Raw genomic sequence first — 26,471 nt, forward strand, 5'->3', positions numbered from 1 at the left:
TTTCACGAATCCCCGCATCCTGCTTCCCTGACATCGCTATAACGGTTAGGTGACCAACCCGCGACTCATTGATGACATAAAAATTACAGGGTGTGTATTTAAAACAATCAGTGGCGGCTTCAGCCTAGAAGTTGATGCCGATACTCATTGAGAATCGCGTGCCAATATCAAATCCGTTGTTGATGATCGTGCTGTTGTTCAGGGTTTGTGATTCGCGGTAATCCGTTCCCAGAATATTCCTTGCTTCAAATTTCAGCTCAAATTCCTGGCCCGCAATTTCAAGGGCTTCGCGCATCACGAAATCCAGTTGCCAGCCGGTGCGTTCAATCAGATCCGGCTGATCCTGTGGTCCACGTGCGGTAACGCGCGGGCTATTGTAACTCACCAGAAACGTCTGCTGCGACAGCCCTTCTTCTTTTTCCAGTCCGAATTGCAGGTTGGCAACATGGCGGGATTGACCGGTCAGGCGGTCACCGTCATCGAACAGGTTAAGCGCGCCGGTCGGTTGCAGCGTGACCGGATTGATTGCGGTATCGCCATCGACGACCTTAATCTCTGATTCCGTATATGTATAGTTAGCCGCGAGTATCAGCCGGCGGTCTTCAAAAAATGTGCCGCCAAAATCGTAAAGCGGGAAATATTTAACCAGCTCCAACTCAACTCCATAGAGCTGAGCCTGCGGCGCATTCGAGAAGCCTGTAAACAAGGTACCACCACCCTGGACAAAGGCGACATTCTCGATCGGGTTGTCGATATCCTTGTAGAAACCGGCCACCGTGATCCGCTCTCCGCGACCGATATAATATTCAAACCGGCCTTCGAGATTTATAAGCTCACTGTCTTGCAGCAACGGATTCCCGATAAACGTCCGGTCAGTTTCCAGATCGAGAAATTGTTGTGGAGCCAATTCACGAAATTGCGGGCGCGCCACGGTTTTGGAAGCCGCCAGACGAAACTGCATGTCATCTGCGAAATTCCAGGTAAGCGTTCCGGCAGGCAGCCAGTAGTCATTGTTCAAATTGGTCGCCACGGTGGCTTGGCCGCCGGTCAGCGTGATCGGCAGGACTTCTTGCTGCGCGTCTTCATAGCGCACGCCAACATTCAGGCGCAGGCCATCGGCCAGTTCGGCGTCAACCTGGCCGTAGCCCCCGTGAATTTCCAGTTCGGCAGTATAGGCCGGGACAGATGTTTGCGCAGCCACTTCACGCAGTTCAATTTCCTGTGTGAAGATATTGAAATCGGAAAGGAGAAAATCGATCCGCTGTTGGTCAAAGGGATTATCCAGGCCATTGGCTGGAACAAACCGGAAGTCGCGGCGTTCGGCATCACGGTCGTTCAAATAATAGCTGTAGCCGGCCGTGAAGTTGATCGGCACACCGATATTGGTCTCATATCCAATATCCAGTCCAGCGCCGTAAACATCGTCATTCAAATTGCTGAAACGAATACGGGCAGATTCGCCAGGCGACGTCAGATCATTGACAAAATCATTGGCGATCAAGCGGTCAAAGGCATAGCTTGACGTGCGCTGATAGGGCGCATCGCGTTTGGAATTGGCATAGCTGCCGCGCAGATCGACGGACAGTTCATCAAATTTCAACTCGCCGACAAATTGGGTGGTGAATAGTTGCCGTTCAAACCAGCTGGTCCGGCTCTGGTTGAGCAGGGTTTCTTCATCGACATTAATCGCATCGATGCCCTGTTTGATCGAAGCGTCTTTGACCGTGTCGTGAATATAAAGATTGGTGAAGCGGAACTTATGCTCGTCAATCTCAGCAGACAGGGCCAGCAAACCGTTGACAATGATGCGGTTTTCAGTGGTCAGGAAATTGAAGTCCTGATCGGGTAGCAATCCGGGCGTGCCATCAATATTAACAATGCCCTGCGATGTTTGCTGGACGCCGCCGCGCGTACGCCAGCTATTTTCAAAGCCTGCCGTCGCAATGATACCAACAAAGGCATCACCGACATCGACTGTGGTGCCGCCGGTAACTTCTGCCGAGAAATTGGCGGGAATATCGTTGTTCCGCTGAATCAGCGATGTTTCGGCATTGTTCAGGCTGGCGGCAAAATTCTGCAGGTCGAGGCTGGAGAAATTATTGCCCACAGAAATCGGTACATTCTGATTAATCGCTTGCTGCAGACCGTTGGGAATAGAGCGAACACCGCTATCATAGCCCAGAATATCGAGATCGGAGCCATCATAGGTATAGCCCAGATTTCCGGTGGTTTCGGTATCACCGCTGATACCAAAGTTGAATTTCAAAAACGGCTCTTCCGGCGTCGCTTTGGTCGTCAAGTTTATAACACCGCCGCCAAATTCACCGGGGAAGTTTACCGAATAGCTTTTCTGCACCACGGTCGATGCGATAACGCTGGTTGGAAACAGATCGAGGGGGACAACCCGGCGCAGCGGTTCGGGAGACGGCAACGGCAGGCCGTTGAGCAGAGCCAGCGAATAACGCTCGCCCAGACCGCGAACAAATACAAACCGGCCACCGACAACACTGAGGCCCGTGACGCGCTGGAGCGATCCGGCAATATCACCATCGGCCGCACGGGCGATTTCCTCTTCACCCAGAACCGAGACAACTTCTGATGTCGCACGGATCGGATTGGGGATGAATTTACCCCGAACGATAATCTCTCCGCTAAACTCGCCACCCGGGGTCGAGATATCCACTTCTTCTTCCGGAGCATCATCGGCGGAATCAGGTTGCTCGGCGACATCATCGGCCGTTGTTTGTGCCAATGCAGCAGGCGAAAACAGCGCCGTGCTCAAAAATAGACTGGTGACCAAAGATGCCCGCTTCGTCATCGGATTATTCCTTTTTAAAACTCAAAAAAGGGGATGGCGACCGCGCGAGCCGCCATCCCGACATTATGTTTTCAATCAACCAATTGTCGGTGCGGTTGCACAATCGTCGGCATAGAGACCGCATGTCCAACCCTGGAACCGGGTGTCATTGGCATCCTGCACCGCGCCGATATAGGACACGTCTTCGAAGAAGGCGTTGACACCGCTGACCGCAAATGGGGTCACTCCATTTTCATTGGCACCGTTGATGAACGGGAAGGCAGCGGCAGAATTTGCTAGAGTCGACGTACCTGATTCGGTATTGTTGCTGCCCGCGTTAAACAGGGTCTGGATCTGGGCAACGGTGATATTGCCATCGTCGACAAATGCTGTTGCGCAGCTCATGAACAAAGATTCGAAGACGGGCGGACCGTTTTCGTCTGCTGCTGCACCAGCGGCCTGTATAGTGGTCGCGCTGTCGATATCGATACAGGCGGCCGGGCTGTTGAAGACGCTGTTATAGAAGGCATAATCACCGCCGCCACGAAGCAGGATAACATGGTCCTGTCCGCTGGAAACGAACGTCACGTTGGCCAGCTTGTGATCTTGCCGTGGCTCGGCATCTTCGTCGCCGTTCGAATCCGCTTCCATGACATGGTCACCGCCACCGGCCCGTTGCACGACCAGAACAAACTGGTTGTTGCCTTTATAGCCGGAGTCCGAGTCCACCGAGTCATCGTCAATGCCGGTCATCACCAGGTTTTTGCCGTTTACCCGGCCGCCAAACCATTCGACACCATCATCCGAGCTGTTGTGGACCTGAATATTCTGGAAGAATGTTCCGCTGCCGACGCCCGCCAGGGTGATGCCGTTGAGCTCGTTGCCCGGCGACACTTCGAAACCGGGATAGCGGACCTGTACATAGGACATCCGGCCGCTGGAATCGGTTGGCAAGGTGCCGCCGTAAACCGCGTTAGTCGGGCCTTCGACAATCGCTTCGCAATCGGTCCGCGTGCCACCCGGATTGGATGCACCGCCGGTTGCACAATCGGAAATGGGCGCACGGCCCAAAATGACCACACCGCCCCACTGGCCGATGCTGTTCACATTGGTCGAGCCTTCAATATTCTGGCGCGACGTCATGATGATCGGTTCAGATGCTGTCCCTTCCGCGAAAATCTGGGAACCGCGATTGACCAGCAGGAAATCGCCGCCGGATGAACCGAACATCACAACGCCGGATTCGATGGTAATGATCCCGGTGGCGCCGCCATCAACACCAATTTCAACCGCACCGTTAAGCGAATAGATCGTACCGGCATTGTCCGGAACAACCAGATTTCCGGTAACAACGCCCGAAATCTGGCAGTTGCGCACTTCTTCGCCATTGCCGGTCGTGATCGTTCCGACATTGGCTGTACCGGTGGGGCAGTCTGCCGCAGGGCCGGTTGGTGTCGGGGTCGGGGTCGGGGTCGGCGTTGGAGTTGGCGTTGGCGTGGGGGTTGGTGGAATAATCACTACACCTTCACCCGGTGATGCCACATCATCAGCGCCACAGGCGGTTACCGCAATTGCTGCTACACCAGCAAAAAGGACAGAACGAATTTGCTTATTCAACATGGATCAAGTCTCCGCAGATTACTGATTTCAAAATTTTCAGATCAGATGATGTGGAAACGAATCAAAAATGCCCCCATCGCCTTCGGACTTGGGCACTAGGCGCGGCAAATGACCTGCCGATGCTGTTTGCATGACTCTTTGGAGACAGTAATATTTCAGGATTGTTGCAGCCGGTTCGGGAGTGGCTGAAGCACTTGGTTTTTGATGCTGCGGTGCAAAAAAGCATCAGTATAAATATTGTTGAAACAAAAAAGGCGGCCGCGTGAACGACCGCCTGATCCTGTGGACGGGATTACCGGCTTAGCGTGAAGCCAACCGTCCGTTGAGATCGTTGAGAGCGATTGCAGCCGCCTTGCGAGAATTGATCACCTGACCATCAGCCAGCACAAGATCAAAGCTGCGGTTGCTGTTCATCGCCGCCGTGAACATTTTCGCTGCATCGCCCGTTCGTCCGGTGCGGGCATAAGCCTGACCCAGATTGATCATAACGGCGGGATCTTTCAGCTTGCCGCTCTCAAGCTTTTCTACGGCCGCCTGATTGTCGCCAGACATCAGGGCGTCATAAGCCAAGGCACCCTTGGCATAACCAATTTCGCCTTCTTGCGCCTGTGCCAGTGCGGGCAAAGCGGCCATGGTCAGGCCCATAGCGAACGCAATTTTCTTTGCGTTTTTCATAGTCACTCTCCTATTTCTTTGGCCCTGTATTACACTTTTATGACCAAAGCTGCAACATAACTGCAATATTTCTGTCATGGAAGAGTCACGAAAAGCAGCCGGACAAGCGTCATTTCCACTGAAAACACCATGCTTTCAGTCTGTTAACTGGGGTAAGAAGCGATTATTTTGTGGCGAATGCGGCGGCTATCCGAACGGCATTTCCAACAGGTCGTGCAAGTCTTTGAGCGCTTGCTCCTCACCCGTCACCTTGATGGCCGCCATGCCCAGAGTGGCGGCGGGTTTGCAGTTAATACCAAGATCATCGAGATAAATGCACTGCTCGGGCTGCACGTCCAACGCCTCGCACATCATTTCGTAAATGCGCGGGTCGGGCTTCCTGATACCTGCCTTGCTGCTCTCGATAATATGATCGAACCGCGCCATGATCGCCGCGATGGCCGCTGCCTTGCCATCATCCAGCGCCATGCCAGAACCTTTGCCGGACGGCACATTGTTGGTGATGCAGCCAATGGTAAAATCCCTGGCCTTGAGCGTATCGAGCATCGCCACCATCGCTGGCCGGATATCGCCCGCCAGACAGGCCAGCACATCGCTGCCTTTCAGTTCGATACCAATGGCGCGCGCTTCCTCGGCAAAAAGCGCATCAAAACCCGCCGCATCAATTTCCGAGCGTTCAAACTTGGCCCAGGCATTATCATGCGGGTTGGTACTGTTGATCGTCCGCACACTGTGAATAGGCACGCCACGCGCAGCCTCGAGCCGGTTAAACGCATCAAAGGGCGAGCTGGTGATCACGCCGCCAAAGTCGAAAATTACGGTGTCGAATTTCATTTATTCAAATACTCCAATTTCAAACCCGGGCGTTTCCAGCGGGTTTTGACCAGTTTTCCGGTTGCCGACAGACAGATATAGGCATCCATCATATCGTCGCCGCCAAAGCAGATATTGGTGGTGAAGATATCCGGAGTTGCCACAAATTCGACCAGCTCACCGGCGGGGGAAATCACGCTGATCCCGCATTCACCGATAGTCGCAACGCAGATATTGCCGCTTTCCTCGACCGCAAGACTGTCGAAAAACTTATAGCCCGCAGGGCGATAGACCGGGATGCCGGGACCGCCTGGCCCCGCGTCCGGAGATACTTTACCGGGTTCGGTAATGTTGAACTTCATCAGACGGCAGGTGAAAGTCTCGGCCGCATAAAGCGTCTTGCCGTCGGGAGACAGGCCGACACCGTTGGGATTTTGCGAGGGGAAGACCACCTCTTCCATGAAGCTGCCATCGGCCTTGGCATAGAATATCCCGACAATATCATGGATGCGATTTTCATAATCGGTCTTGCCATGATCGGTGAACCAGAAGCCGCCATGTTCATCAAAAACTATGTCATTGGGACCGCGCAGGACGCAGTCAAAGTCGCCGCTTTTATACAGCACTTCCACTGCACCGGTTTGCGGATCTATCCGCTCGATCCGGCCGCCTGCATAGTCTTTCGCTATGCCGGCAGGGGTCAGAAACCCGCCCGATTCCTGATATTCAAAACCACCATTGTTGCAGACATAGATTTTGCCATCCGGCCCCAGAGCCGCGCCATTGGGACCACCGCCCGGTTTTGCAATAACGTCTTTCGTACCATCAGCAGCGATGCGGGTCAGTTGCCCCGCGGCAATCTCGACCAATATGACGCTGCCATCCGGCATCGCGATCGGACCCTCGGGAAAACGCAATCCATCGGTGACAAGTTCCATATTTTTCCTCTCCGTCTTTGTTACAGTCATTGCGGGAATGCAGCGACAAGTCTAGTGCTGTCTCAACCGGTTACAGGAGCAACTATGTCCAACACTTACCCCCCCTCCCTGCAACTCCATATCGATGGTGAATGGATCGATGTGGAGGACCGCGACGTCCATCATGTTGTCAATCCAGCCACGGGCAAGACGATTTCCGATCTGCCCAAAGCCAGCAAGGCCGATCTTGATCGCGCGCTGGATGCTGCGAAGCGCGCCTTCCCGAAATGGCGCGATACGCCCGTGAATGAACGCGCCGCGATATTGCACAAAGCCGCCGACCTGATGCGCGAACGCGCGCCGGAAATTGGCCGGATGATGACGGCTGAACAAGGCAAGCCGGTGGGTCAGGCAACCGGCGAAGTCACCGCATCGGCGGCGATGTTTGATGTCATGGCCGAAGAGGCCAAGCGCTGTTATGGCCGCGTGCTGGTCCGCCCGACCGGACAGAATAGCTTCGTCAAATATCAGCCGGTCGGCCCCGTGGCCGCGTTTAGCCCGTGGAATTTCCCGGTCTATACGCCCGCCCGCAAACTGGCGCCTGCTCTGGCCTCCGGTTGTTCGATCATCCTCAAGCCAGCGGAAGAAACGCCAGCCAGCCCGATTGCAATGATCCGCTGTCTGCTCGATGCCGGCCTGCCCGCTGGCACCGCGCAAGTCGTGTTCGGTGATCCGTCCGAAGTGTCGTCCCACCTGATCGCCTCTGATATCATTCGCAAGATCAGCTTCACCGGATCGGTGCCGGTCGGCAGGCATCTGATGAAACTGGCGACGGAAAATATGCAGCGCACAACCATGGAACTGGGCGGCCATGCGCCGGTTCTGGTGTTTGACGATTGTGATTTGGACAAGGCGCTCGACTTGCTCGCCATGCAAAAATATCGCAATGCAGGACAGGTCTGTGTGTCCCCCACCCGCTTCTATGTTCAGTCCGGCATCTATGAAAAATTTGCGAGCGAATTTACCAAACGCGCCGAGAAAGTGCAGGTCGGCGATGGCTTTGGCGACAATATCGACATGGGCCCGCTGGCCAATCCGCGCCGTCCGGAGGCGATGGAAAAGCTCATCAGCGATGCCAAAGCCAAAGGCGCAACCGTGCGTCTTGGCGGGGAAGCGATAGACAGTGATGGCTATTTCTACCGGCCGACGGTGCTGACCGAAGTCCCGCTGCAAGCCGATATCATGAGCAACGAGCCCTTTGGTCCCGTGGCCGCGATGCGCCCGTTTGATACATTGGACGAAGCGATTGAACAGGCCAATCGCCTGCCACTGGGTCTTGCTGCCTATGCCTTTACGGAAAGCCTGCGCACGGCCAATATTGTCGGAGACATGGTCGAAGCGGGCATGGTTGCTATTAACAATCTGACCGTCAGCCCCGGCGATGCGCCCTTTGGCGGCGTGAAACAATCCGGTCATGGATCAGAAGATGGCCCGGATGGCCTGAAAGCCTATATGGTGACCAAAGCCATTCACCAGAGTTGATTTCCTCTCCCCCGGGGGAGAGGATGTGGAGACTTGCGAACATGTTCGCTAGTCGTAGCTGGTGAGGGTGCACAATGCGCGAAGGCAGAGCACCCTCATCCAACGCCGCCTAACCAGCAAGCTGGCAAGGCTATTATCCTTCTCCCTCAAGAGAGAAGGAAGAGAAGGAAGAAGCAGATGAAAAAACGTACCGGCGCGCAGGTTTTGGTCGACCAACTGGTGATCCAGGGCACCGATCGCATTTTCACCGTACCGGGTGAGAGCTTTCTGTCCGTGCTCGACGCCTTGCACGATTGCGGTTCGATCGAAACCGTCTCGACCCGTCAGGATGGCAGCGCCGCATTCATGGCCGAAGCCGATGGAAAAATGACCGGAAGCCCCGGCATCGCCTTTGTCACCCGCGGTCCCGGTGCGACCAATGCCAGCATCGGCGTCCACACGGCGATGCAGGACAGCACCCCGATGATCCTGTTCATCGGCGATGTCGCGCGCGACGACCGTGACCGCGAAGGCTTTCAGGAAGTTGATTTCACCGCCATGTTCACTCCGCTCGCCAAATGGGCGGCGCGGATCGACAATGCCGCGCGTATCCCCGAATATATCGCGCGCGCCTTTGATACCGCCAGTTCGGGACGCCCCGGTCCGGTGGTGCTGAGCTTGCCCGAAGATATGTTGCGCGATGTTGTCGAAACACTCGACCGCCCGAAAGTGGTCGCACCGGTACAGCCCATGTGCCCCAATGCAATGACTACGCTGACTGATCTGCTGCGCGATGCCACTGATCCGATTGCGATTATTGGCGGCGCCGGATGGTGTGCCAGCGCGCGCGAAAATTTCGCCACCTATGCCGAGCGGATTGGCCTTCCGGTCGCCTGCGCGTTCCGGCGGCAGGATAATTTTCCCAATACCAGTCCGGTTTACGCGGGCAATCTTGGCTATGGCCCCAATCCCAAACTGGTCGAGCGGGTCAAGGCCGCCGATCTGGTCATCGCGGTCGGGGCGCGGCTGGGCGAGGCCACCACCGATGGCTATACACTCATCACGCCGGATCATCCGGACCAGATATTGGTCCACATCCACCCCGATCCCGACGAGCTCAACCATGTCTATCGCATCGACCTGCCCATCTGCGCGGAGATGCACGAATTTGCCGAACAAGCCGCATTATGGGACGACGACCTCCTCAGCTTCGACGCTGGCAAGGCTGCCCATGCCGACTATCAACAATGGACAACGGTCAAACCAACCGACGCGAAGCTCGATCTCGGTCCGTGTGTCGCAGCGATGCAGGACATGCTACCGGCCGATGCGATCATCTGCAATGGCGCCGGCAATTTTTCCGGCTGGTGGCATCGTTACTGGACCTATGGCACGTTTCCCAGCCAGCTGGCGCCGACATCCGGCGCCATGGGCTATGGCGTGCCGGCTTCCGTGGCCGCTGCCTTGCGCTTCCCCGAGCGCGTCTCGGTGGTGATTGCAGGCGATGGCGATTTCATGATGAACGGTCAGGAACTGGCAACGGCGGTGCAATATGACGCCAACCTGCTCGTGCTGGTTATCGACAATGGCAGCTTCGGCACCATCCGCCTGCATCAGGAGCGCGAATATCCCGCAAGGCTATCCGCCACCACGCTGCAGAACCCCGATTTCGCGATGCTCGCCAAAGCCTATGGCGGATGGAGCGCGACTGTGGAGAGCACTGATGAGTTTGCTCCGGCGCTGGAACAGGCCATGCAGCACAAGGGGCTGCGCCTGCTCCACCTGAAAACCGACGTCGAATATCTCACTGCTGCCGGTGCCACGGTCAGCGGGTTGCGGAGCAAATAAGCGCAAAAGCTGTATGCTACGTGCTCCGCACTTGATGCGGAGCCTAGGGTTAGCTGTCACGCCCTCTCATCCTGGGCTCCGCATCAAGTGCGGAGCACAAAGATCTATCCGCTGGCTCGGATCAAAGCGCTTTCCTACAAGAGCTGCTTTGTGATATTTCCGAAGCCTCGCTCTTTCTCAGTCTTGAATATCCATGCGCATCGGTTTGCCATAAGCCGTTATTTTCTTTGGCAAACCACAAAAATCTTTTCGCGCTTTAGGGGGTGTGACCCTGTGTGACCCTCTATAGAAAAGCGGGCTATGCGGCCATCGCCAGAATCGCTTCCCATTCGTCTGCGGTTACCGGGGCCACTGACAAACGGGTCTGGCGGATAATCGCCAGATTGGCGAGTTTCGGATTTTGCTTCATTTCTTTAAGCGGCACCGCTTTGTTCAATTTGCGCACCGGTTTCACCTTTACTGCAATCCAGCGCCCGGTATCATCGAACGGATCGGGGAATTGCTCTTCGCTGACTTCCATGATCCCGACAATTTCCAAACCCTGGCGCGAGTGATAGAAAAACACCTGGTCGCCGACCTTCATCTTTTTCATATTGTTGCTGGCCTGCGCGTTTTTTACCCCGTCCCAGGTGCCTTCTTTTTCCGCGATCAGGTCATCCCAGCCATATTCATCGGGCTCTGATTTCATCAACCAATATTGTGTCATCTATCAGCTCCTTGTTCGCCACCTAGCCTATCAAATACCTCGCCAATGCCAACAAAAAAGGCCCCGCCATGAGGCGAGGCCTTTCGAAACATTTTTGATTTGGTTTTAACCGGGCATCACAACCGTATCGATGGCGTGAATAACACCATTGGTGGCTTCGACATCAACCATGGTCACGGTCGATTTCCCGCCAGCGGCATCTTCCAGAACGACATTCTCGCCGTCCATCGATGCCTTTAGCTCCCCGCCCTGAACGGTTGTCAGCGTCGCGGTGCCACCGGCATCTGTAATCGCTTTGGCGACATCGGCAGCGGTCAGCTTGCCGGCAACCACATGATAGGTGAGCAGTGCGGTCAGATCGTCTTTCTTCTCCGGTGTCAGCAGCTCGCTAAGTGTGTCCGCATCGACTTTTGCAAATGCATCATTGGTTGGCGCGAAAACCGTGAATGGGCCTTCGCCGGACAGGGTTTCACCCAAGTCGGCAGCAGTGACCGCGGTTACCAATGTGGAGAAATTCTCATTGCCTTGCGCCACACCAACAATTGTCGCGAGCTCGGCAGGCTCTGCTGCCGCCATGGCATCGGTGGCACCTTCTTCAACCGTGCCTTCGGCACTGGCATCGGTGGCTTCCTGGGCGCAGGCTGCAAGAGCAAGTGTTGCCGCGCTGGCCAGGAGGATCTTAGAATGTATACGCATCATATTCCTTTCATGAAGTTCAAAATCTGGCCGAACATGCGGTCCACAACTTGACCCTTAAAATTGGGGAGTAAACCACAGAAAACAAGGAATCTGTCGACGAACCGAGAGGAAATCTACGACCTATTGCTGCTCGAGGAACATAAAGTCCCGGTCATAGCTTTTCATATGTGCGCCGCCATCTACGAACAGGGTCTGCCCGGTGACGCTGTCTGCCTCCGCAAGGTAGGCAATGGCCGCTGCGATATCGTCCGGTGAGGACAGCCGGTTCAGCGGCATGACATTGGTCAGACGTTTCATCTGATCCGCATCATAGTCTTCTGTCGGTATTGTCAGGCCCGGCGCGACGCCGTTTACCCGCAAACTGTCTGCACAGGCAATCGCCAGCGTTCTGATGGACTCGGCCAGCGCTTGCTTGGACAAGGTATAGCTGAGTTGATCGCCATTGGGGTTACGGACACGCTGATCGACAATATTGATCACGGCGGCACGCTGGCCTTCGGGTACCTGCCGGGACAGCAACGTGGTCAAAACAGTCGGCACCATCATGTTGATCTTCAAATGAAGCGCAAGCGAAGCATCATCAAGGCTTTCGGCATTGTCATAGTCGAACAGCGACGCATTGTTGATCAGCAGATCGGGCGCTTGGCCAAAATGCTGGACGACAGCATCCAGCAACTTGTCAGGAGCCTGATCATCGCTAAAATCTGCGATAAAGGGCGCCCAATCGGTGTCTTGCGCTTCCAGTATTGCAGCCAGGCCGTCTTCCGGACTGGCATCGCTATGGCCATGAAGCGCCAGACGGTATCCGGATTGTGCGAGACGGCCGGCAATATGTGCGCCCAATCGTCTCAGTCCGCCGGTGACCAGAGCCAGCTTCATCGGGGCAACGCTCATTTACGGACTCGTGACAGGGTAATCCCGATCGCTTCGCCCTTTTCGGAGATCAGCAGCTTCACGATCTTCACGGTAACCCGCAGCACGTTCTTATCCTGCAAAAACAAGGTCTCGATAATATGGTCGGCAACCGCTTCAATCAGCTTGAAATGCACGCCCTCTGGCAGGGCCGTTGTCGCGGCGTCTTTCAGGTCCATATAGTTTTTCGAGCTGTCGAGCGGCGTATCCGCTTCATAGCGCTCCTGAATCTTCAAATCAGCAGCAATGGAAATGCGCAGCGGCTGCGGCAAATGGGTCTCTTCGGAATAGATGCCGGTCAGGACATCTACTTCTAAATCATTGACCTCTAATGTAAGTGTATCTGTCATGAGATGTCTTCACCACTTTGCGGGCGAAATGGCAAGCTTGGCCGTCAGATTGTTGGAATCGGGCCGCTATTTGGACCAGCGCGCGTAAATGGCCGTCGGCAGGAGCAAGCCGCGGGCTTCCTCTCGGACCGCCAGTTCGCCTACCTCGATCTGACCGCCCAGATGCGCGAGCTTCTCGTTGAGCAAGGACCCCAGAGCCAACGCTGACATCCGCACCGCATAAACGGTCAGGAACAGGCAACGGCTATTCTCGTCCAGCAGCTTTCCGCAATTCTCGACAAGCGGCGCCAGATCTTCCTCCAGTCGCCATATCTCACCATCCGGTCCACGACCATATTTGGGAGGATCGAGAAGAATCGCATCATAGCGCCGTTCCCGCCGCACTTCGCGGGCGGCAAATTTAGCCGCATCATCAATGATCCAGCGCACCGGACGCTCCGACATGCCAGACAGTGCCGCATTATCTCGTGCTGCCGAAACCGACTTTTTGGATGCATCGACGTGAACCAGCTTGGCTCCGGCTGCTGACAGTGCCAGTGTGCCCACACCAGTATAGCCGAACAGGTTGAGCGCCTGAGCGTCGTCAACGTCCTGCAGATTCGATCTGATCCAGCGCCAAACCGGGTCCATATCCGGGAAATAGGCCAGATGACGAAAAGCTGTACATTGCGCAGTGAAAGTAACTTCCTCCCAGCGCAGCGGCCACCCCTCTTTGGGCACCGGCTTGTTAAAATGCCAGCGCCCACCGCCATCTTCATCGGATGCTGGAATAAATTCTCCATCCGCCTGCCACTCATCTTGCGCGGGCGACCACATAGCCTGCGGTTCCGGACGTATGAAATGATAGTCGCCATAGCGTTCGAGCTTGCGGCCATTGCCGCTATCGACCAGCGCATAATCACTGCGCGGATCGCTTATCATCACGCCGGGGCTTGATGCCGCCTCAGCCATTGGCAAGGGTCGCTTTGGAGGTCACATAAGCTTTCACCGCATCATAATCGCCCGGCAGCTTGTCACAGGCTTCCTCGCGGTCGAACAGATCTCCGATGCGACGCGGCAGTGCCGGACGCATACCGGTCGCCCGTTCGACAGCATCGCGGAATTTGGCGGGATGCGCCGTTGCTAATGTGACAATTGGAACAGACGGGTCAATATCGGCAGACCGAGCCGCCGACAGTCCAATGGCGGTATGCGGATCGATGACCTGCCCTGCCTCTTCTTGCGCCTGGCTCATGGCAAGGGTCATGCCATCGGGATCAACCCTTTCACTGGTGAATATGGCTGCTGCTTTGGCAAGCATGTCGGGCGCAATCTGCATGTCGCGGGTTGCTTCGAACGCTTGCATCCGTGCGGCGGTTTTTGCACCGTCACGGCCTTCAAGGTCGAAAAGCAACCGTTCGAAGTTGCTGCTGATCTGGATATCCATTGACGGCGCAGCGGTTGGGGTCACGGTACCGGCAGAATAGTCACCATCGCTCAGGGCGCGATGGAGGATGTCGTTCACATTTGTAGCAACAACCAATCGCTCAATCGGCAGCCCCATTTGCGCTGCTACATAGCCGGCAAATACGTCGCCGAAATTGCCGGTTGGTACAGAAAATGCGACTTTACGATGCGGTGCGCCCAGCTGAGAGGCCGCATAGAAATAGTACACGATCTGAGCCATCAACCGCGCCCAGTTAATTGAATTCACTGCCGATATCGCAAACCGGTCGGTCACTTCATTGTCGGCAAACATGCGTTTGACCATCGCCTGTGCATCATCAAAACTGCCATCGATCGCGATATTGTGAACATTTGGCGCCAGCACGGTCGTCATTTGCCGCCGTTGCACATCCGAGATTCTTCCATCAGGATGGAGCATGAATATGTCGACCTTGTCGCGCCCTGCCAACGCGTCAATGGCTGCCGACCCCGTATCACCGGAAGTCGCGCCAACCACCGTCAGGTGTTTATCCTGCCGGGCGAGAAACTTTTCGAACAGCAAGCCCAATAGTTGCAAAGCAACATCCTTGAACGCCATGGTTGGCCCATGAAACAGTTCAAGCAACCAATTTTGCCCATCCAACTGCACGAGCGGCGTCACTGCACTATGTGCAAAACGGCCATAGGCTTGTTCACAAAGATCGCGCATTTCCTCTTCAGAGAGAACATCGCCAATAAATGGTCGCATCACGCGAACCGCTATTTCGGAATAGGGTAGCCCAGCCATATCGGCGATTTCAGCTTCGGTCATCTTCGGCCAGTGGGTCGGCACATAAAGCCCCCCGTCACCGGCCAAACCAGCAAGCGTTACCTGTTCAAAATTCAGCGGTACTGCGCCGCCACGGGTCGAGATATATTCCATGATGGCCAGCGGGTTAGCGGCCTCATTCACCAAGGGCAAGTTTTAAGCTTTGTTGGCCGCCTTATTGCGCCCTCTCAGAGCCAGAATATAGATGGTCAACGCAATGCCCGCGAACAAAAACCATTGAACGGCATAAGCCATATGGTTGTTGGGAACATCATCGGTCGAAGGCGCATGAATTTTCTGCAATCCGGCAACGGGCTGGCTGGAGACCAGCCGCACGATATGCTGACTATCCGGAGCGATCACGCCATTCACGATGCCGCCGCTCCATTCTGGATCCGCCGGCGACTTGGACCATCCCGCTACAACCTGTGCGCCGGGGCCTTCACCCCCCGAAGTCTTGCAATGCGCAATATGCGCCCATCCCGATTGGCCATTTGCATTCCGACCGCTAGCGGCCCGCCAATCCAAAACTTCTAGACAATTGACCGATGATTGCCGGAAATAGGGTGGATCATCATCGGTAGGCACTGTGGGATAACTAATGGCGGGTTGATCGCTGGCAGCTTCATAGGTTGCCAGAAGTGTATCTTTCCAGTCCGCTCGCTGTAGCTGCCAGATGCCCAGGCCAATCATCGTAGTAACGGCAACCAAAACAAGGATAGTGACAAAGATCGGAAAGCCCTTCATTTCTCATCACCATGATCGATACTACCTTCACGGGCTTGATTACGATGTTCCAAAATCAACAGAATGGCCTTGGACACTCGAAGCGACCCCACGACGGCTGCAATTGTAAGCGGCATCCACAATACTGCATGCACCCACATCGGCGGATAGTAATTCAGCTCTACAACCAGAGCGAGAGCGAGAATGATTCCGCCGACAATGAGTGTCAAAAACGCTGCTGGACCATCTCCGACATTATATTTGTCATAGTCCAATCCGCAAGCGCGGCAATTGTCAGCGAAAGCCGTGATACTGCTGAACAAAGTTTTATGCCCGCAATTGGGGCATAGTCCAAAAAGGGCAGCAGGAACTAGGTCCGGCTGCCCTTTTGCGTTGTTGGTATCTGTCAAAACACTGTCCTAGTGAACCGGCGCACCCCAGCCACCCCAGACATAAACAGCGAGGAACAGGAACAACCATACGACATCGACGAAGTGCCAATACCAGGCCGCAGCTTCAAAGCCGAAATGCTGTTTGGGCGTGAAATGTCCCTTATAAGCCCGGGCCAAACAGACGATCAGGAAGATCGTGCCGACAATTACGTGGAAACCATGGAAACCGGTCGCCATATAAAATGCGCTGCTATAGTTCAGCCCAGCAAACGGGAATGGTGCAATGCTATACTCATATGCCTGAATGGCGCTAAATACCACGCCGAGAATAATCGTCAGCCACAAACCGGTGATCAGGCCTTTACGATTATTGTGGATCAATGAGTGATGCGCCCAGGTAACGGTTGTACCAGAACACAACAGAATAAGCGTGTTTAGCAGAGGCAATTCGAAAGCATTCAGAACCTCAATGCCCTTTGGTGGCCATTGCATCAGTGCTTCTGCGCCTTCTTGGCCGATCATATTGGTCGCTATTCCATCAGCAAAGTCGATGGGTTGGGGGAACAAGGAATAGTCAAACCATGCCCAGAACCAGCCAACAAAGAACATGACTTCGGATGCAATGAAAAGGATCATCCCATAGCGAAGATGAAGCTGCACCACCGGTGTATGGTCTCCAGCATGCGCTTCTTTGACCACATTCGACCACCAGGTAAAGAAAGTCAGGCCAACCAGCCCAACCCCACATGCAAATACAAGTGGACCGAAAGACCCGAACACATCGGGGTGCATCCACATAATGCCGCCAAAGGCCATGACTAGCGCGGACATGGAGCCGACAAATGGCCAGATGTCCGGCGGCAAAATATGGTAATCGTGGTTTTTGGCTCCAGCCATGGTGTATTTCCCCAAATTCGGTTGGTTATTATTCTTAGCTATCGCTCTTTGCGGGGTCTACCGCAATGCCGTCTTTCGAACGATAAAATGTGTAGCTCAACGTAATCTCTTCAATATCTTTTGTTTCGGGATCTTCCAGAATCGCCGGATCAACATAATAGAGAACGGGCATCCGCATCGTCTGGCCTGGCTCCAAAAGCTGTTCGGTAAAACAGAAGCACTGTACTTTATGAAAATATTTTCCAGCCTGCACCGGTGTAACGTTGAAGGTCGCTGTACCAACCACTGGCTGTTCTGATTTATTGGTTGCGATATAAATTGCCATATCGCGGGCGCCGACGCTGACCCGGTCCACCGCATTTTCTGGTTTAAAGGCCCATGGCAAGGCAGAATTGACATTGGAATCAAATCGGACAGACATTACCCGGGAAGTGGTCTGCACTGTCGCAGCCTGGGCCGCATCAACCCGCTGGGTCGTGCCGCCATATCCGGTCACGCGACAAAATATCTCGTAAAGAGGAACCGCAGCATATCCCATGCCCAACATTCCCAAACCCATCGCGCCAGCCATCAGTGCGATGCGAACATTACTATGGGACAAATCTCTTGGTTGCGCGTGGCTCATGATATCGAACTGTTAATTTTCACGAAGGTTATCAGATAAAATAACACGACAAGGAAAAAGAGCAACCCGGCCATGATTGCTGCGCGGTGCTTCTGACGCGCTTGATAAGCCTTTTGCTCCTCAGGAGACATTGTGGTTTTGTTGGTGTCCATCTTGCTCATGTCCAAATCATACGATCTGCTACCAACGCGCCGAATAACACGAACAGATAGAGGATCGAGAAACTGAAAAGGTGCTTTTCCGCCTTCATTGCACTGGGATTTTCCGTCTTGCTTAACCCAACGCGGAACGAAAGGAAGACGAAGGCTGCATTTAACAAAATCGCGGCCGCTCCATAAATAATTCCGGTCAGGCCCAAGCCAAAAGGAGCGATAGAGCAGGCCGCCAGGACCAAGCTGTATGCGGCAATCTGTCGACGGGTCGATTGCCGTCCAGCAACAACAGGCATCATCGGAACCCCTGCTTTGGAATAATCGCTGTTCACAAACAATGCGAGCGCCCAGAAGTGAGGCGGAGTCCAGAAAAAAATGATCGCGAACAAAAGCAGAGGCATGATTGTAACATCACCGGTAACTGCAGCCCAGCCGATTATCGGAGGAAAAGCCCCTGCAGCGCCACCAATAACAATATTTTGCGGCGTGCTGCGTTTCAACCAAATGGTATAGACAACGGCGTAGAAGAAGATCGAAAAAGCCAATATGGCTGCGCTCAACCAATTCACGGCAACGCCCATCAGCAGGACGGAAAAAACGGACAATCCGATCCCGAAATGCAAAGCCGTTTCGCGGTCCATACGGCCTGCGGGTAGTGGCCGATCAGCCGTTCGCTTCATGATGGCATCAATATCATGTTCATACCATTGGTTCAGCGCGGCAGAGGCACCAGCGCCAAGACTAATCGCCAATATGGCGGTAAAACCAATTACCGGATGGATTGATCCCGGTGCCGCCAGCAGGCCGCAGATAGCAGTGAAAATCACGAGCGACATGACACGGGGCTTAGTAAGCGCGAACAGATCCTGCGCGCTGGCCAGCTTGTGCGATGATGTCGAAGCGATTGTCATATCTGTATCAAATGTCTCAAGTCTCTATTAATTGCCTGCCCAGCGCCTCTCACGAGTGCCGGGCTGACATTTTCAGCTTATAGCCTCGGATTACTTGATCTGAGGCAGCGTCTCAAACTGGTGGAATGGCGGCGGGCTGGACAATGTCCATTCCAGCGTCGTCGCGCCTTCACCCCAGTAATTGCCTTCCGCCTTGCGGCCAGCAACCAAAGACCAGCCAATATTGACGAAGAAGATCAAGACACCCACAGCCATCACGACATAGCCGATCGAAGCAATCTCGTTCCAATAAGCGAACTGCTCAGGATAATCAGGATAACGACGCGGCATGCTCTGGTTTCCCAGGAAATGCATGGGGAAGAACAGGATGTTCACGCCGATAAAGAAAATCCAGAAATGCAGTTGGCCAAGTAGCTCGCTATAATGGCGACCCGACATTTTCGGGAACCAGTAATAGAAACCGGCAAAGATCGAGAAAACCGCACCAAGCGACAGCACATAATGGAAATGCGCCACAACATAATAGGTGTCGTGCAGGTTATCATCAATACCACCATTAGCCAGCACAACGCCGGTCACGCCGCCAACGGTGAACATGAAGATGAAACCCAACGCCCAAACCATTGGCGTTTTGAAGGTCATTGATCCGCCCCACATGGTCGCGATCCAAGAGAAAATCTTGATGCCTGTCGGCACCGCAATAACCATCGTGGCCGCGGTAAAGTACATTTTCACATTAACCGACATACCGGTGGTGAACATATGGTGCGCCCAGACTACGAAGCCGACAACACCGATGGCAACCATGGCATAAGCCATTCCGAGATAGCCGAAAATCGGCTTCCGCGAGAAAGTCGAAATGATGTGACTGATCATGCCGAAACCAGGCAGGATCATGATGTACACTTCAGGGTGACCAAAGAACCAGAACAAATGCTGGTACAGGACCGGATCACCACCGCCCGCTGCATCAAAGAAAGTCGTACCGAAGTTACGATCGGTCAGCAGCATCGTGATAGCCGCAGCCAGCACGGGCAGCGCAAGCAACAACAGGAAAGCTGTTACGAGAACGGACCAGACAAAGAGTGGCATTTTGTGAAGGGTCATCCCTGGTGCCCGCATGTTGAAAATGGTCGTGATAAAGTTGACCGCTCCCAAAATCGAACTAGCACCAGCCAAATGGAGCGACAGGATCGCCATATCCACCGCCGGACCAACCGACCCGCTGGTCGACAACGGCGCGTAGACTGTCCAGCCAGTACCCGCCCCGTTACCTGTACCTCCAGGCACAAAGGCCGAGCCGAGGAGCAAGAGGAATGCAGGAATGAGCAGCCAGAAACTAACATTGTTCATGCGCGGGAATGCCATATCCGGAGCACCAATCATTAACGGTACAAACCAGTTACCAAAGCCGCCAATCATTGCCGGCATCACCATAAAGAAAACCATGATAAGGCCGTGTGCGGTGATTAAGACGTTCCAAAGATGAAGAGCTTCGTCTGCGGAAGCGCCAGCACCAACCCAGCTTGTCAGATACTGAATGCCGGGCTCGGCAAGCTCCATCCGCATCATACCGGAAATAGCACCGCCAATAATACCGGCGACGATAGCGAAAATCAGATAAAGCGTACCAATATCTTTATGGTTGGTAGACATGAACCAACGTTGGAAAAAGGCCGGCTTGTGATCCGCATCATGCGCGTGATCATCCAAGATCTGACCGTCTGCTGCAATAGTTGTCATCGCTTGCTATCCCTTAATTTGCAGCGGCGGCTGCATCTGCAGGCGCGCCTTCTGTTGTCGTTTCGTCGGAAGCGCTCTCTTCTGCTTCAGCATCATCGCCTTCACCTTCTGCAGCTTCGTCTCCTTTGACGGTTCCGCCGTTGGCACGCACCCAGTCGTTAAACTTGTCCTCCGGCAGCACTTCAACTGCAATCGGCATAAAGCCATGGCGAGCGCCACATAGCTCGGAACATTGGCCGTAGTAAACGCCAACTTCATCGATCTGCAGCACCTTTTCATTGATTCGACCTGGAACAGCGTCCAGCTTGAACCAGGCCGCTGGAATGGCGAAGCTATGAATAACATCCGCACCAGTAATCAACATCTTAACGGGCTTGCCAACAGGGATAACCATCCGGTTATCAACGGCAAGCTGGAAGGGCTCCCCGTTTGCCTTGGCTTCGTCTTCCGGCAACATGTTGGAGATGATTTCAAAATCGCCATTGTCGGGATAGCTATAACCCCAATACCATTGGTAACCAGTAACTTTCACAGTAAGCGCGTCTTCCGGGGCAGGCTCAAACTGCTTGGCCAGCAAGCTGATCGATGGCACCGCGATGACCAGCAGGATCAAAACAGGAATTACGGTCCATACGACTTCGATAAACGTGTTGTGCGTTGTTTTTGAAGGTTCTGGATTGGCGCCGCGACGAAAACGGATCATCACGATAAACAGAAGCAGCAACACGAAAAGACAGATGACCGTCATGATCGGTAACAGAATCGCGTTATTGATCCATTTTGCTTCCTTGCCTGTCTCACTGACCTGCGGCTGGAAATCGATACCCTTGTCAACGGGCATGCCAACGCCTTCAGTGGGCTTCATTGGCGTGTAAAGCGCTGGATCAAGGCCAGATGTCGGCGCGACTTCTGTCGCTGGCGCTTCTGCGTCGCTGCTTGCGACCGCAGGCGATGCCTCCTCTCCCGGCGCCGCTGGCAGCGCATCTTGCGCCGATACCGCCGCTGGCGTGAGAATCAGGCCCAATGCCAAGATCCATGCTTTCACATAATGAGTCATTACTTGCTCAACCTTATCTATACCCCAATTTTCGGGCAATTTCAGCGCATAAAACGACGAGGATTTCTGGTAAACATGTCCATTCGGACACCAGCCCCGTCAGCCTGAAATATCCCGTTTGACGCGGCTTATAAGCAGGGTTGTCGCAAGCCTCAAGCTACTCTACGCATATTTTTTAAGTTTTTAGGCTTTCATTAGAACCAAGTTGAAGCCAATTGGCCAACATAAGACGGAAAAGAACGGAATATAAACATTGACAGAAAACGAAATATTGCAGGAATTTCGCGCCAGTGACGCCCTGCTGGAAGGGCATTTCATATTGTCATCTGGTCGGCACAGCGCACGATATCTACAGTGCGCACGCGTCCTGATGGATCCCGCACGAGGTGCTCGTCTAGCTGATGCGCTTGTTGCAAAAATGCCAGACTCTATCCGCGATGCTATCGACATTGTTGTTTCGCCAGCCATGGGCGGCGTCATTGTGGGACATGAAATGGGCCGTGCGCTTGGTACAGAAGCGATATTTCTTGAACGTCCGGAAGGAACATTTGAATTGCGCCGGGGCTTTCGTCTGGAACCCGGTCAAAAAGTTTTGATGATGGAAGATGTTGTAACCACTGGCCTTTCTTCTCGCGAGGCCATTAAGGCAATTGGTGAGGCAGGCGGAGACGTCATAGCTGCCGGTGCTTTGGTCGATCGATCAGGCGGAGAAGCCCGTTTCGATGTACCTTTTTTTCCACTAATCGAACTCAACGTACCCTCTTATTCAGAAGATGAGTTACCGCCGGAACTGGCAGCCGTTCCGACCACAAAACCTGGTAGCCGCAAGGAATGAGTAACACGTCACATCTTCGATTAGGCGTCAATATCGATCATGTTGCCACCATCCGCAACGCTCGCGGTGGCGATCATCCTGAACCCATTCGAGCTGCAACTATCGCAGCAGAAGCCGGTGCCGATGGCATAACCGCACATCTGCGCGAGGATAGACGGCACATTCGCGATGATGATCTGATTGCTTTGATGGACACCTTGTCCATCCCGCTGAACCTGGAAATGGCTGCGACCGATGAGATGCTGGAAATTGCGCTGCGTCACAAACCCCATGCCGCTTGTATCGTTCCAGAGAATCGTGAAGAACGGACGACAGAGGGCGGACTTGATGCTGCAGGCCAGCATAACCGGCTGACAGATTTTGTTGGCCAGCTGCGAGAGGCCAATATCCGGGTCAGCCTGTTCATCGAACCAGACCCGCGGCAAATCGAGGCAGCGATTCATCTGGGCGCACCCGTGGTTGAATTTCACACCGGTCACTATGCCCATGTGACTGGGGCGGAACGGGAAAAAGAGTTACGCCGGATCAGCGATGCCGCCGCGCTGGCCGCAAAAAACGGCATTGAACCGCATGCCGGACATGGCCTGACTTTTGATAATGTCGTGCCCATTGCCGCTATCCCGCAATTGGTCGAGCTGAACATCGGTCACTTTTTGATCGGCGAGGCGATATTTGGCGGCCTGGCAGGGAGCATCATGCAAATGCGTAGCTTAATGGACGATGCCCGATGATCGATACGCCATGATAATAGGACTAGGCTCTGACCTTTGTAATATCGAACGCATCCAAAACTCTCTGGACCGCTTTGGTGAGCGTTTTGAGAATCGCGTCTTTACCGAGGTGGAACGCGCCAAAGCAGCGCGACGACCATATACAAAAGCAGGAACCTACGCCAAGCGTTTTGCCGCCAAAGAAGCCTATTCCAAGGCGGTGGGCACGGGGTTCAAAGCCGGCGTCTTCATGAAAGATATTGGTGTAGTCAACGCCAAAAGCGGTGCCCCAACGCTGGCGCTGACCGGCGGCGCAAAAAAACGCCTCGACGCCCTGACACCCGATGGATATGATGCGATTGTTCACCTTACACTCACGGACGATCATCCATGGGCACAAGCATTCGTGATTATCGAAGCAGTGCCTTCGATTTAGAGGTGTTGCCGAGTGTGACAACAGAAGAAGAAACAGGATATGGCTTTAGAGAAGGTGGATGAACCGGCAATCAAGTCTGGAGATTCCGAAAAAGAAAAGACCGATTGGGTCGGTGAAGCCAAAAGTATTGGTTTGCTATTGCTGGCGGTGCTTGCCTTCCACAGCCTCGTTGCGAAACCCTTTTACATCCCTTCCGTATCGATGATGCCTGGCCTGCTGGTGGGTGATCGTCTGATCGTCAGCAAATATTCCTATGGCTGGTCATGGGTATCGCCAACATTTCATATTTTGCCGCGCATGGAAGGACGGCTGTTCGGGTCTTTGCCAGAACGCGGCGACATCGTGATCCTGACACCGAAGGATCAGAGCAGCGATTATATCAAGCGTGTCATCGGTTTGCCAGGCGATACACTGGAACTGCGTGGCGGGCAGGTCTTCCTAAATGGAATAGCTGTAGACCAGGAAGCCCAACCGGACTTGGAGCTGCCTATCGATGCCAATGCACCATGTGGCAGCCGTGAATTTCCTGGCCTACGAGGCACGGACGCCGCCGGTAACACTATATGCTCGTTACCAATTTTGCGTGAAACGCTGCCAAATGGTGTCAGCTACGATATTATTGATCTAGGTCCCCAGGGCACAGATGATGTTGCGCCAGTTATTATCCCTGAAGGGCATGTCTATCTACTTGGCGACAATCGTGATCTATCTGCCGACAGCCGGGTTGCCAATCCGCTTGGTCTGAACGGGACTATACCTTGGGAAAATATTGGCGGACGTGCCGAGTTCATTACGTTTTCGCTCGATGGCACGACTAGTCTCAATCCAGTCAGCTGGTTTACATCCTTTCGCAGCGGCCGTGCCGGAACAAGTCTGCGGCCTGATCGTGACGATAGCGTTTCCGAGTAAATTGCGGAATGTTTCAGAGGCGCAAGCCCAGCGTCTCATCCAGGCCTGCCATGATATTCAGATCCTGAACGGTGCTGCCAGCCGCACCTTTCCCTAGATTATCGAGCTTTGCTATCAAACGTACCTGATCACCGCTTTCGTTGGCAAAAACAAATAGGTCCAGCCGATCCGTAGCCGGGTCATTCTCATTCAAAAGCAATTCGCTTATGCCATTGCCTTCATGTGGGCGGACGATCGCAGAACCATTATAATGCAGCTTTAAGGCCTCCAGCAAGTCACCGGCTTTTGCGCCACCGCCCATTGCTGCAAGATTTAACGGCACTTCAACAATCATTCCGCGATAGGCACGCACAACTGACGGCGCAAAAATAACGTCATGGGCCAAGCCTGCATGGCGCTTCATCTCCGGCATATGCTTGTGCTCCAGAGTGAGCCCATAGCTGCGGAAGCCGATATCTGCTTCCTGTTCAAACCGCTCGATCAACGCTTTGCCGCCACCGGAATAGCCTGACACGGCATTAACCGTATAGGGCCAGTCCGCCGGTAACAAACCACGTGCTACAAGCGGCGCTACAAGTCCCAGAAAACCGGTTGGATAACAGCCGGGATTGGACACAAATCTTGCGCCCGCAATGCGCTCGCGTTGCCCATCTCTAAACTCGGCGAACCCGTAAACCCAGTCCGCTGCAGTGCGATGCGCGGATGAAGCATCAATTACTCGCGTATGATCATTTTCGATCAGCGATACCGCCTGTTTTGCCGCCTCATCGGGAAGACAAAGGATAACAAAGTCACTGTCGTTAATCGCTTCGCGGCGGGCATGGACGTCCTTACGCTGATCCTCGGGCAATCGCACAAGATCGAATTCCTCGCGTGCACCTAACCGGTCGGCAATTTCAAGGCCGGTGGTCCCGGCTGCGCCATCAATGAAAACACTATAAGGCATGATCGTAAATCAGCCGAGGCGCTTGCGCGCCAAAACCGGTTGCTCGACATCTGCATCAAAGCGAGCAATCACATCGCTTAGCGGTTCGGCAACTACGCGCATCCAATGCACATTAGCATGGATGATTTGATCGCCGTCAGCCATAATTCCTACATGATCGGGGAAAAACACAAAATCACCCCGCTTCAAATCTTCATCAGTCGCAATCTCCGAACCTACAGCCTTTAGCTGCTGATCCGCATCCCGGGGCGCCGCCTGACCGGTCAAGCCAAGCACCATCTGGATCAAACCCGAACAATCAAGTCCATCGCCGCTGCGACCACCCCACAAATAAGGTGCGCCAATGAGTTGCTCGGCAAAATCAATACTGCTGTTACTGCCATCAAAAACCAGCTTTGCACCAATTGGCTGAACATGGCGAATATGGACATAGCCCTTGCCGGTTTTCAAAAACTTGCCACAAGCGCTCTGTTCGCCACATGCTAATCTCGCACCCATCGGCAAACGCTTGATCACACCGGCTTTTACATCAGGCGCAATGAATATCAGGGCTGCACGCGCAGAAACCAGATGAGTGGGCTGGGCCGTTTTGTGCTGATGTTGGAGTGCATGAACCGGCAGATAGCCGACATAGCCGTCATGATCGCAAAATCCCCAGGCCCAGTCCCCGACAACATCGAGCAAATGGAAGTCCTCACCATGCAGCAGTTCGGACACCGCTTCATGGTCCTTGCTACCATTTTTACGGATCATCGCCTTCGGCGCTGCACAGCGCATCGGCATGGCTTCTGCATAGTGCGGCGCGAACAATTTTCCTGCCAAGGCAATGTCTGCCAGATCGCCGCGATGAGCAGTCGTCCGCGGATCAAAGTCCTCTTCTGGACCGTGCAGCGAAAATTTCGCGCGCGGCACCTGATCTCCGGCTTTTATGTCCCCGACTATGTTCATTTACCCTTATCTACCCCATTTACTGCGCGCACAATTGCTGCGAACTGCGATGCTTTGTGACGAAGTTGTGACAATAGTCGCCCTTAACCGAGA

Annotated in this window: 26 protein-coding genes; 6 read left to right on the forward strand and 20 right to left on the reverse strand. The window is 54.1% G+C overall.

What is annotated here, in order from left to right:
* Positions 1–124: 124 nt before the first annotated feature.
* The 5 genes from ACO6S1_RS01595 to ACO6S1_RS01615 all read right to left on the reverse strand — a co-directional run bounded on the left by ACO6S1_RS01595 (position 125) and on the right by ACO6S1_RS01615 (position 6,843).
* Entirely contained in the window at positions 125–2,818 is a 2,694-nt protein-coding gene (locus ACO6S1_RS01595; RefSeq protein ID WP_422344617.1) for a TonB-dependent receptor domain-containing protein, read from the reverse strand.
* A gap of 75 nt (positions 2,819–2,893) precedes the next feature.
* Positions 2,894–4,417, reverse strand: a complete 1,524-nt coding sequence (locus ACO6S1_RS01600; RefSeq protein ID WP_422344618.1) for a hypothetical protein — start codon at positions 4,415–4,417, stop codon at positions 2,894–2,896.
* Positions 4,418–4,717: 300 nt separating this feature from the next.
* Positions 4,718–5,092 carry a hypothetical protein gene (locus ACO6S1_RS01605; protein ID WP_422344619.1) on the reverse strand — a complete coding sequence of 125 codons (375 nt, stop codon included), beginning with the start codon at positions 5,090–5,092 and terminating at the stop codon, positions 4,718–4,720.
* Between the two features lie 186 nt (positions 5,093–5,278).
* Complete coding sequence (locus tag ACO6S1_RS01610) at positions 5,279–5,926, reverse strand: HAD-IA family hydrolase (RefSeq protein WP_422344620.1); 648 nt, start codon at positions 5,924–5,926, stop codon at positions 5,279–5,281.
* The gene (locus ACO6S1_RS01615; RefSeq protein WP_422344621.1) at positions 5,923–6,843 is read right to left on the reverse strand and encodes an SMP-30/gluconolactonase/LRE family protein; all 921 of its coding nucleotides are present in this window, start codon (positions 6,841–6,843) and stop codon (positions 5,923–5,925) included. Before ACO6S1_RS01615 ends, ACO6S1_RS01610 begins: the two co-directional genes overlap by 4 nt.
* Positions 6,844–6,927: 84 nt before the next feature.
* On the opposite strand from ACO6S1_RS01615, the gene ACO6S1_RS01620 reads away from it, so the two are divergent.
* Together ACO6S1_RS01620 and ACO6S1_RS01625 are read left to right on the forward strand one after the other, a co-directional pair.
* Positions 6,928–8,364 (forward strand): NAD-dependent succinate-semialdehyde dehydrogenase, encoded by a 1,437-nt coding sequence (locus tag ACO6S1_RS01620; RefSeq protein WP_422344622.1) that lies wholly within the window; start codon positions 6,928–6,930, stop codon positions 8,362–8,364.
* A gap of 177 nt (positions 8,365–8,541) precedes the next feature.
* Positions 8,542–10,191, forward strand: a complete 1,650-nt coding sequence (locus tag ACO6S1_RS01625) for a thiamine pyrophosphate-binding protein (protein ID WP_422344623.1) — start codon at positions 8,542–8,544, stop codon at positions 10,189–10,191.
* 298 nt (positions 10,192–10,489) lie between these two features.
* Here ACO6S1_RS01625 and ACO6S1_RS01630 read toward each other — a convergent pair whose 3' ends face one another.
* From ACO6S1_RS01630 to coxB, 13 genes are all read right to left on the reverse strand, one after another.
* Positions 10,490–10,897, reverse strand: a complete 408-nt coding sequence (locus ACO6S1_RS01630; protein WP_422344624.1) for an EVE domain-containing protein — start codon at positions 10,895–10,897, stop codon at positions 10,490–10,492.
* 105 nt (positions 10,898–11,002) lie between these two features.
* Entirely contained in the window at positions 11,003–11,596 is a 594-nt protein-coding gene (locus tag ACO6S1_RS01635; RefSeq protein ID WP_422344625.1) for a fasciclin domain-containing protein, read from the reverse strand.
* Positions 11,597–11,716: 120 nt separating this feature from the next.
* A complete protein-coding gene (locus tag ACO6S1_RS01640) occupies positions 11,717–12,490 on the reverse strand; it encodes an SDR family oxidoreductase (RefSeq protein ID WP_422344626.1) in 774 nt (257 codons plus the stop codon).
* Entirely contained in the window at positions 12,487–12,858 is a 372-nt protein-coding gene (locus ACO6S1_RS01645; RefSeq protein ID WP_422344627.1) for a dihydroneopterin aldolase, read from the reverse strand. Before ACO6S1_RS01645 ends, ACO6S1_RS01640 begins: the two co-directional genes overlap by 4 nt.
* Before the next feature lie 66 nt (positions 12,859–12,924).
* Entirely contained in the window at positions 12,925–13,809 is an 885-nt protein-coding gene (locus ACO6S1_RS01650) for a class I SAM-dependent methyltransferase (protein ID WP_422344628.1), read from the reverse strand.
* On the reverse strand, positions 13,802–15,205 hold the full coding sequence (thrC, locus tag ACO6S1_RS01655) for a threonine synthase (RefSeq protein ID WP_422346272.1): 1,404 nt from the start codon (positions 15,203–15,205) through the stop codon (positions 13,802–13,804). The genes ACO6S1_RS01650 and thrC overlap by 8 nt, the downstream gene beginning before the upstream one ends.
* Before the next feature lie 42 nt (positions 15,206–15,247).
* The gene (locus ACO6S1_RS01660; RefSeq protein WP_422344629.1) at positions 15,248–15,838 is read right to left on the reverse strand and encodes an SURF1 family protein; all 591 of its coding nucleotides are present in this window, start codon (positions 15,836–15,838) and stop codon (positions 15,248–15,250) included.
* Positions 15,835–16,227, reverse strand: a complete 393-nt coding sequence (locus tag ACO6S1_RS01665; protein WP_422344630.1) for a DUF983 domain-containing protein — start codon at positions 16,225–16,227, stop codon at positions 15,835–15,837. The genes ACO6S1_RS01660 and ACO6S1_RS01665 overlap by 4 nt, the downstream gene beginning before the upstream one ends.
* Before the next feature lie 9 nt (positions 16,228–16,236).
* Positions 16,237–17,106 carry a cytochrome c oxidase subunit 3 gene (locus tag ACO6S1_RS01670; protein ID WP_422344631.1) on the reverse strand — a complete coding sequence of 290 codons (870 nt, stop codon included), beginning with the start codon at positions 17,104–17,106 and terminating at the stop codon, positions 16,237–16,239.
* A 34-nt stretch (positions 17,107–17,140) separates the two neighbouring features.
* Positions 17,141–17,731: a cytochrome c oxidase assembly protein gene (locus ACO6S1_RS01675; protein ID WP_422344632.1), complete on the reverse strand. Its 591-nt coding sequence runs from the start codon at positions 17,729–17,731 to the stop codon at positions 17,141–17,143.
* Positions 17,732–17,888: 157 nt separating this feature from the next.
* Complete coding sequence (locus tag ACO6S1_RS01680; RefSeq protein WP_422344633.1) at positions 17,889–18,794, reverse strand: heme o synthase; 906 nt, start codon at positions 18,792–18,794, stop codon at positions 17,889–17,891.
* A gap of 90 nt (positions 18,795–18,884) precedes the next feature.
* Positions 18,885–20,537: a cytochrome c oxidase subunit I gene (ctaD, locus tag ACO6S1_RS01685; protein ID WP_422344634.1), complete on the reverse strand. Its 1,653-nt coding sequence runs from the start codon at positions 20,535–20,537 to the stop codon at positions 18,885–18,887.
* A gap of 13 nt (positions 20,538–20,550) precedes the next feature.
* On the reverse strand, positions 20,551–21,594 hold the full coding sequence (gene coxB, locus ACO6S1_RS01690) for a cytochrome c oxidase subunit II (protein WP_422344635.1): 1,044 nt from the start codon (positions 21,592–21,594) through the stop codon (positions 20,551–20,553).
* A 253-nt stretch (positions 21,595–21,847) separates the two neighbouring features.
* Between coxB and pyrE the strand changes: the two genes are divergently transcribed.
* Genes pyrE through lepB form a run of 4 tightly spaced genes read left to right on the forward strand, consistent with a single transcriptional unit; the run spans position 21,848 to position 24,484 of the window.
* A complete protein-coding gene (pyrE, locus tag ACO6S1_RS01695) occupies positions 21,848–22,429 on the forward strand; it encodes an orotate phosphoribosyltransferase (RefSeq protein ID WP_422344636.1) in 582 nt (193 codons plus the stop codon).
* Positions 22,426–23,160, forward strand: a complete 735-nt coding sequence (locus ACO6S1_RS01700) for a pyridoxine 5'-phosphate synthase (RefSeq protein ID WP_422344637.1) — start codon at positions 22,426–22,428, stop codon at positions 23,158–23,160. Before pyrE ends, ACO6S1_RS01700 begins: the two co-directional genes overlap by 4 nt.
* Positions 23,161–23,170: 10 nt before the next feature.
* Positions 23,171–23,575, forward strand: a complete 405-nt coding sequence (acpS, locus tag ACO6S1_RS01705; protein WP_422344638.1) for a holo-ACP synthase — start codon at positions 23,171–23,173, stop codon at positions 23,573–23,575.
* 39 nt (positions 23,576–23,614) lie between these two features.
* The gene (gene lepB, locus ACO6S1_RS01710; RefSeq protein WP_422344639.1) at positions 23,615–24,484 is read left to right on the forward strand and encodes a signal peptidase I; all 870 of its coding nucleotides are present in this window, start codon (positions 23,615–23,617) and stop codon (positions 24,482–24,484) included.
* Between the two features lie 13 nt (positions 24,485–24,497).
* Here the strand turns inward: lepB and argC are convergent, their stop codons facing one another.
* Complete coding sequence (gene argC, locus ACO6S1_RS01715) at positions 24,498–25,430, reverse strand: N-acetyl-gamma-glutamyl-phosphate reductase (protein WP_422344640.1); 933 nt, start codon at positions 25,428–25,430, stop codon at positions 24,498–24,500.
* Between the two features lie 9 nt (positions 25,431–25,439).
* Positions 25,440–26,378: an NlpC/P60 family protein gene (locus ACO6S1_RS01720; RefSeq protein ID WP_422344641.1), complete on the reverse strand. Its 939-nt coding sequence runs from the start codon at positions 26,376–26,378 to the stop codon at positions 25,440–25,442.
* Positions 26,379–26,471: the final 93 nt, after the last annotated feature.

Source organism: Parasphingorhabdus sp. (assembly GCF_965233695.1).
Taxonomy (GTDB): Bacteria; Pseudomonadota; Alphaproteobacteria; order Sphingomonadales; family Sphingomonadaceae; genus Parasphingorhabdus.

Coding starts and splice junctions, on each gene's coding strand:
- ACO6S1_RS01595 (WP_422344617.1), bottom strand. CDS start 2,818: ATGACGAAGCGGGCATCTTTGGTCACCAGTCTATTTTTGAGCACGGCG.
- ACO6S1_RS01600 (WP_422344618.1), bottom strand. CDS start 4,417: ATGTTGAATAAGCAAATTCGTTCTGTCCTTTTTGCTGGTGTAGCAGCA.
- ACO6S1_RS01605 (WP_422344619.1), bottom strand. CDS start 5,092: ATGAAAAACGCAAAGAAAATTGCGTTCGCTATGGGCCTGACCATGGCC.
- ACO6S1_RS01610 (WP_422344620.1), bottom strand. CDS start 5,926: ATGAAATTCGACACCGTAATTTTCGACTTTGGCGGCGTGATCACCAGC.
- ACO6S1_RS01615 (WP_422344621.1), bottom strand. CDS start 6,843: ATGGAACTTGTCACCGATGGATTGCGTTTTCCCGAGGGTCCGATCGCG.
- ACO6S1_RS01620 (WP_422344622.1), top strand. CDS start 6,928: ATGTCCAACACTTACCCCCCCTCCCTGCAACTCCATATCGATGGTGAA.
- ACO6S1_RS01625 (WP_422344623.1), top strand. CDS start 8,542: ATGAAAAAACGTACCGGCGCGCAGGTTTTGGTCGACCAACTGGTGATC.
- ACO6S1_RS01630 (WP_422344624.1), bottom strand. CDS start 10,897: ATGACACAATATTGGTTGATGAAATCAGAGCCCGATGAATATGGCTGG.
- ACO6S1_RS01635 (WP_422344625.1), bottom strand. CDS start 11,596: ATGATGCGTATACATTCTAAGATCCTCCTGGCCAGCGCGGCAACACTT.
- ACO6S1_RS01640 (WP_422344626.1), bottom strand. CDS start 12,490: ATGAGCGTTGCCCCGATGAAGCTGGCTCTGGTCACCGGCGGACTGAGA.
- ACO6S1_RS01645 (WP_422344627.1), bottom strand. CDS start 12,858: ATGACAGATACACTTACATTAGAGGTCAATGATTTAGAAGTAGATGTC.
- ACO6S1_RS01650 (WP_422344628.1), bottom strand. CDS start 13,809: ATGGCTGAGGCGGCATCAAGCCCCGGCGTGATGATAAGCGATCCGCGC.
- thrC (WP_422346272.1), bottom strand. CDS start 15,205: ATGGAATATATCTCGACCCGTGGCGGCGCAGTACCGCTGAATTTTGAA.
- ACO6S1_RS01660 (WP_422344629.1), bottom strand. CDS start 15,838: ATGAAGGGCTTTCCGATCTTTGTCACTATCCTTGTTTTGGTTGCCGTT.
- ACO6S1_RS01670 (WP_422344631.1), bottom strand. CDS start 17,106: ATGGCTGGAGCCAAAAACCACGATTACCATATTTTGCCGCCGGACATC.
- ACO6S1_RS01675 (WP_422344632.1), bottom strand. CDS start 17,731: ATGAGCCACGCGCAACCAAGAGATTTGTCCCATAGTAATGTTCGCATC.
- ACO6S1_RS01680 (WP_422344633.1), bottom strand. CDS start 18,794: ATGACAATCGCTTCGACATCATCGCACAAGCTGGCCAGCGCGCAGGAT.
- ctaD (WP_422344634.1), bottom strand. CDS start 20,537: ATGACAACTATTGCAGCAGACGGTCAGATCTTGGATGATCACGCGCAT.
- coxB (WP_422344635.1), bottom strand. CDS start 21,594: ATGACTCATTATGTGAAAGCATGGATCTTGGCATTGGGCCTGATTCTC.
- ACO6S1_RS01700 (WP_422344637.1), top strand. CDS start 22,426: ATGAGTAACACGTCACATCTTCGATTAGGCGTCAATATCGATCATGTT.
- acpS (WP_422344638.1), top strand. CDS start 23,171: ATGATAATAGGACTAGGCTCTGACCTTTGTAATATCGAACGCATCCAA.
- lepB (WP_422344639.1), top strand. CDS start 23,615: ATGGCTTTAGAGAAGGTGGATGAACCGGCAATCAAGTCTGGAGATTCC.
- argC (WP_422344640.1), bottom strand. CDS start 25,430: ATGCCTTATAGTGTTTTCATTGATGGCGCAGCCGGGACCACCGGCCTT.
- ACO6S1_RS01720 (WP_422344641.1), bottom strand. CDS start 26,378: ATGAACATAGTCGGGGACATAAAAGCCGGAGATCAGGTGCCGCGCGCG.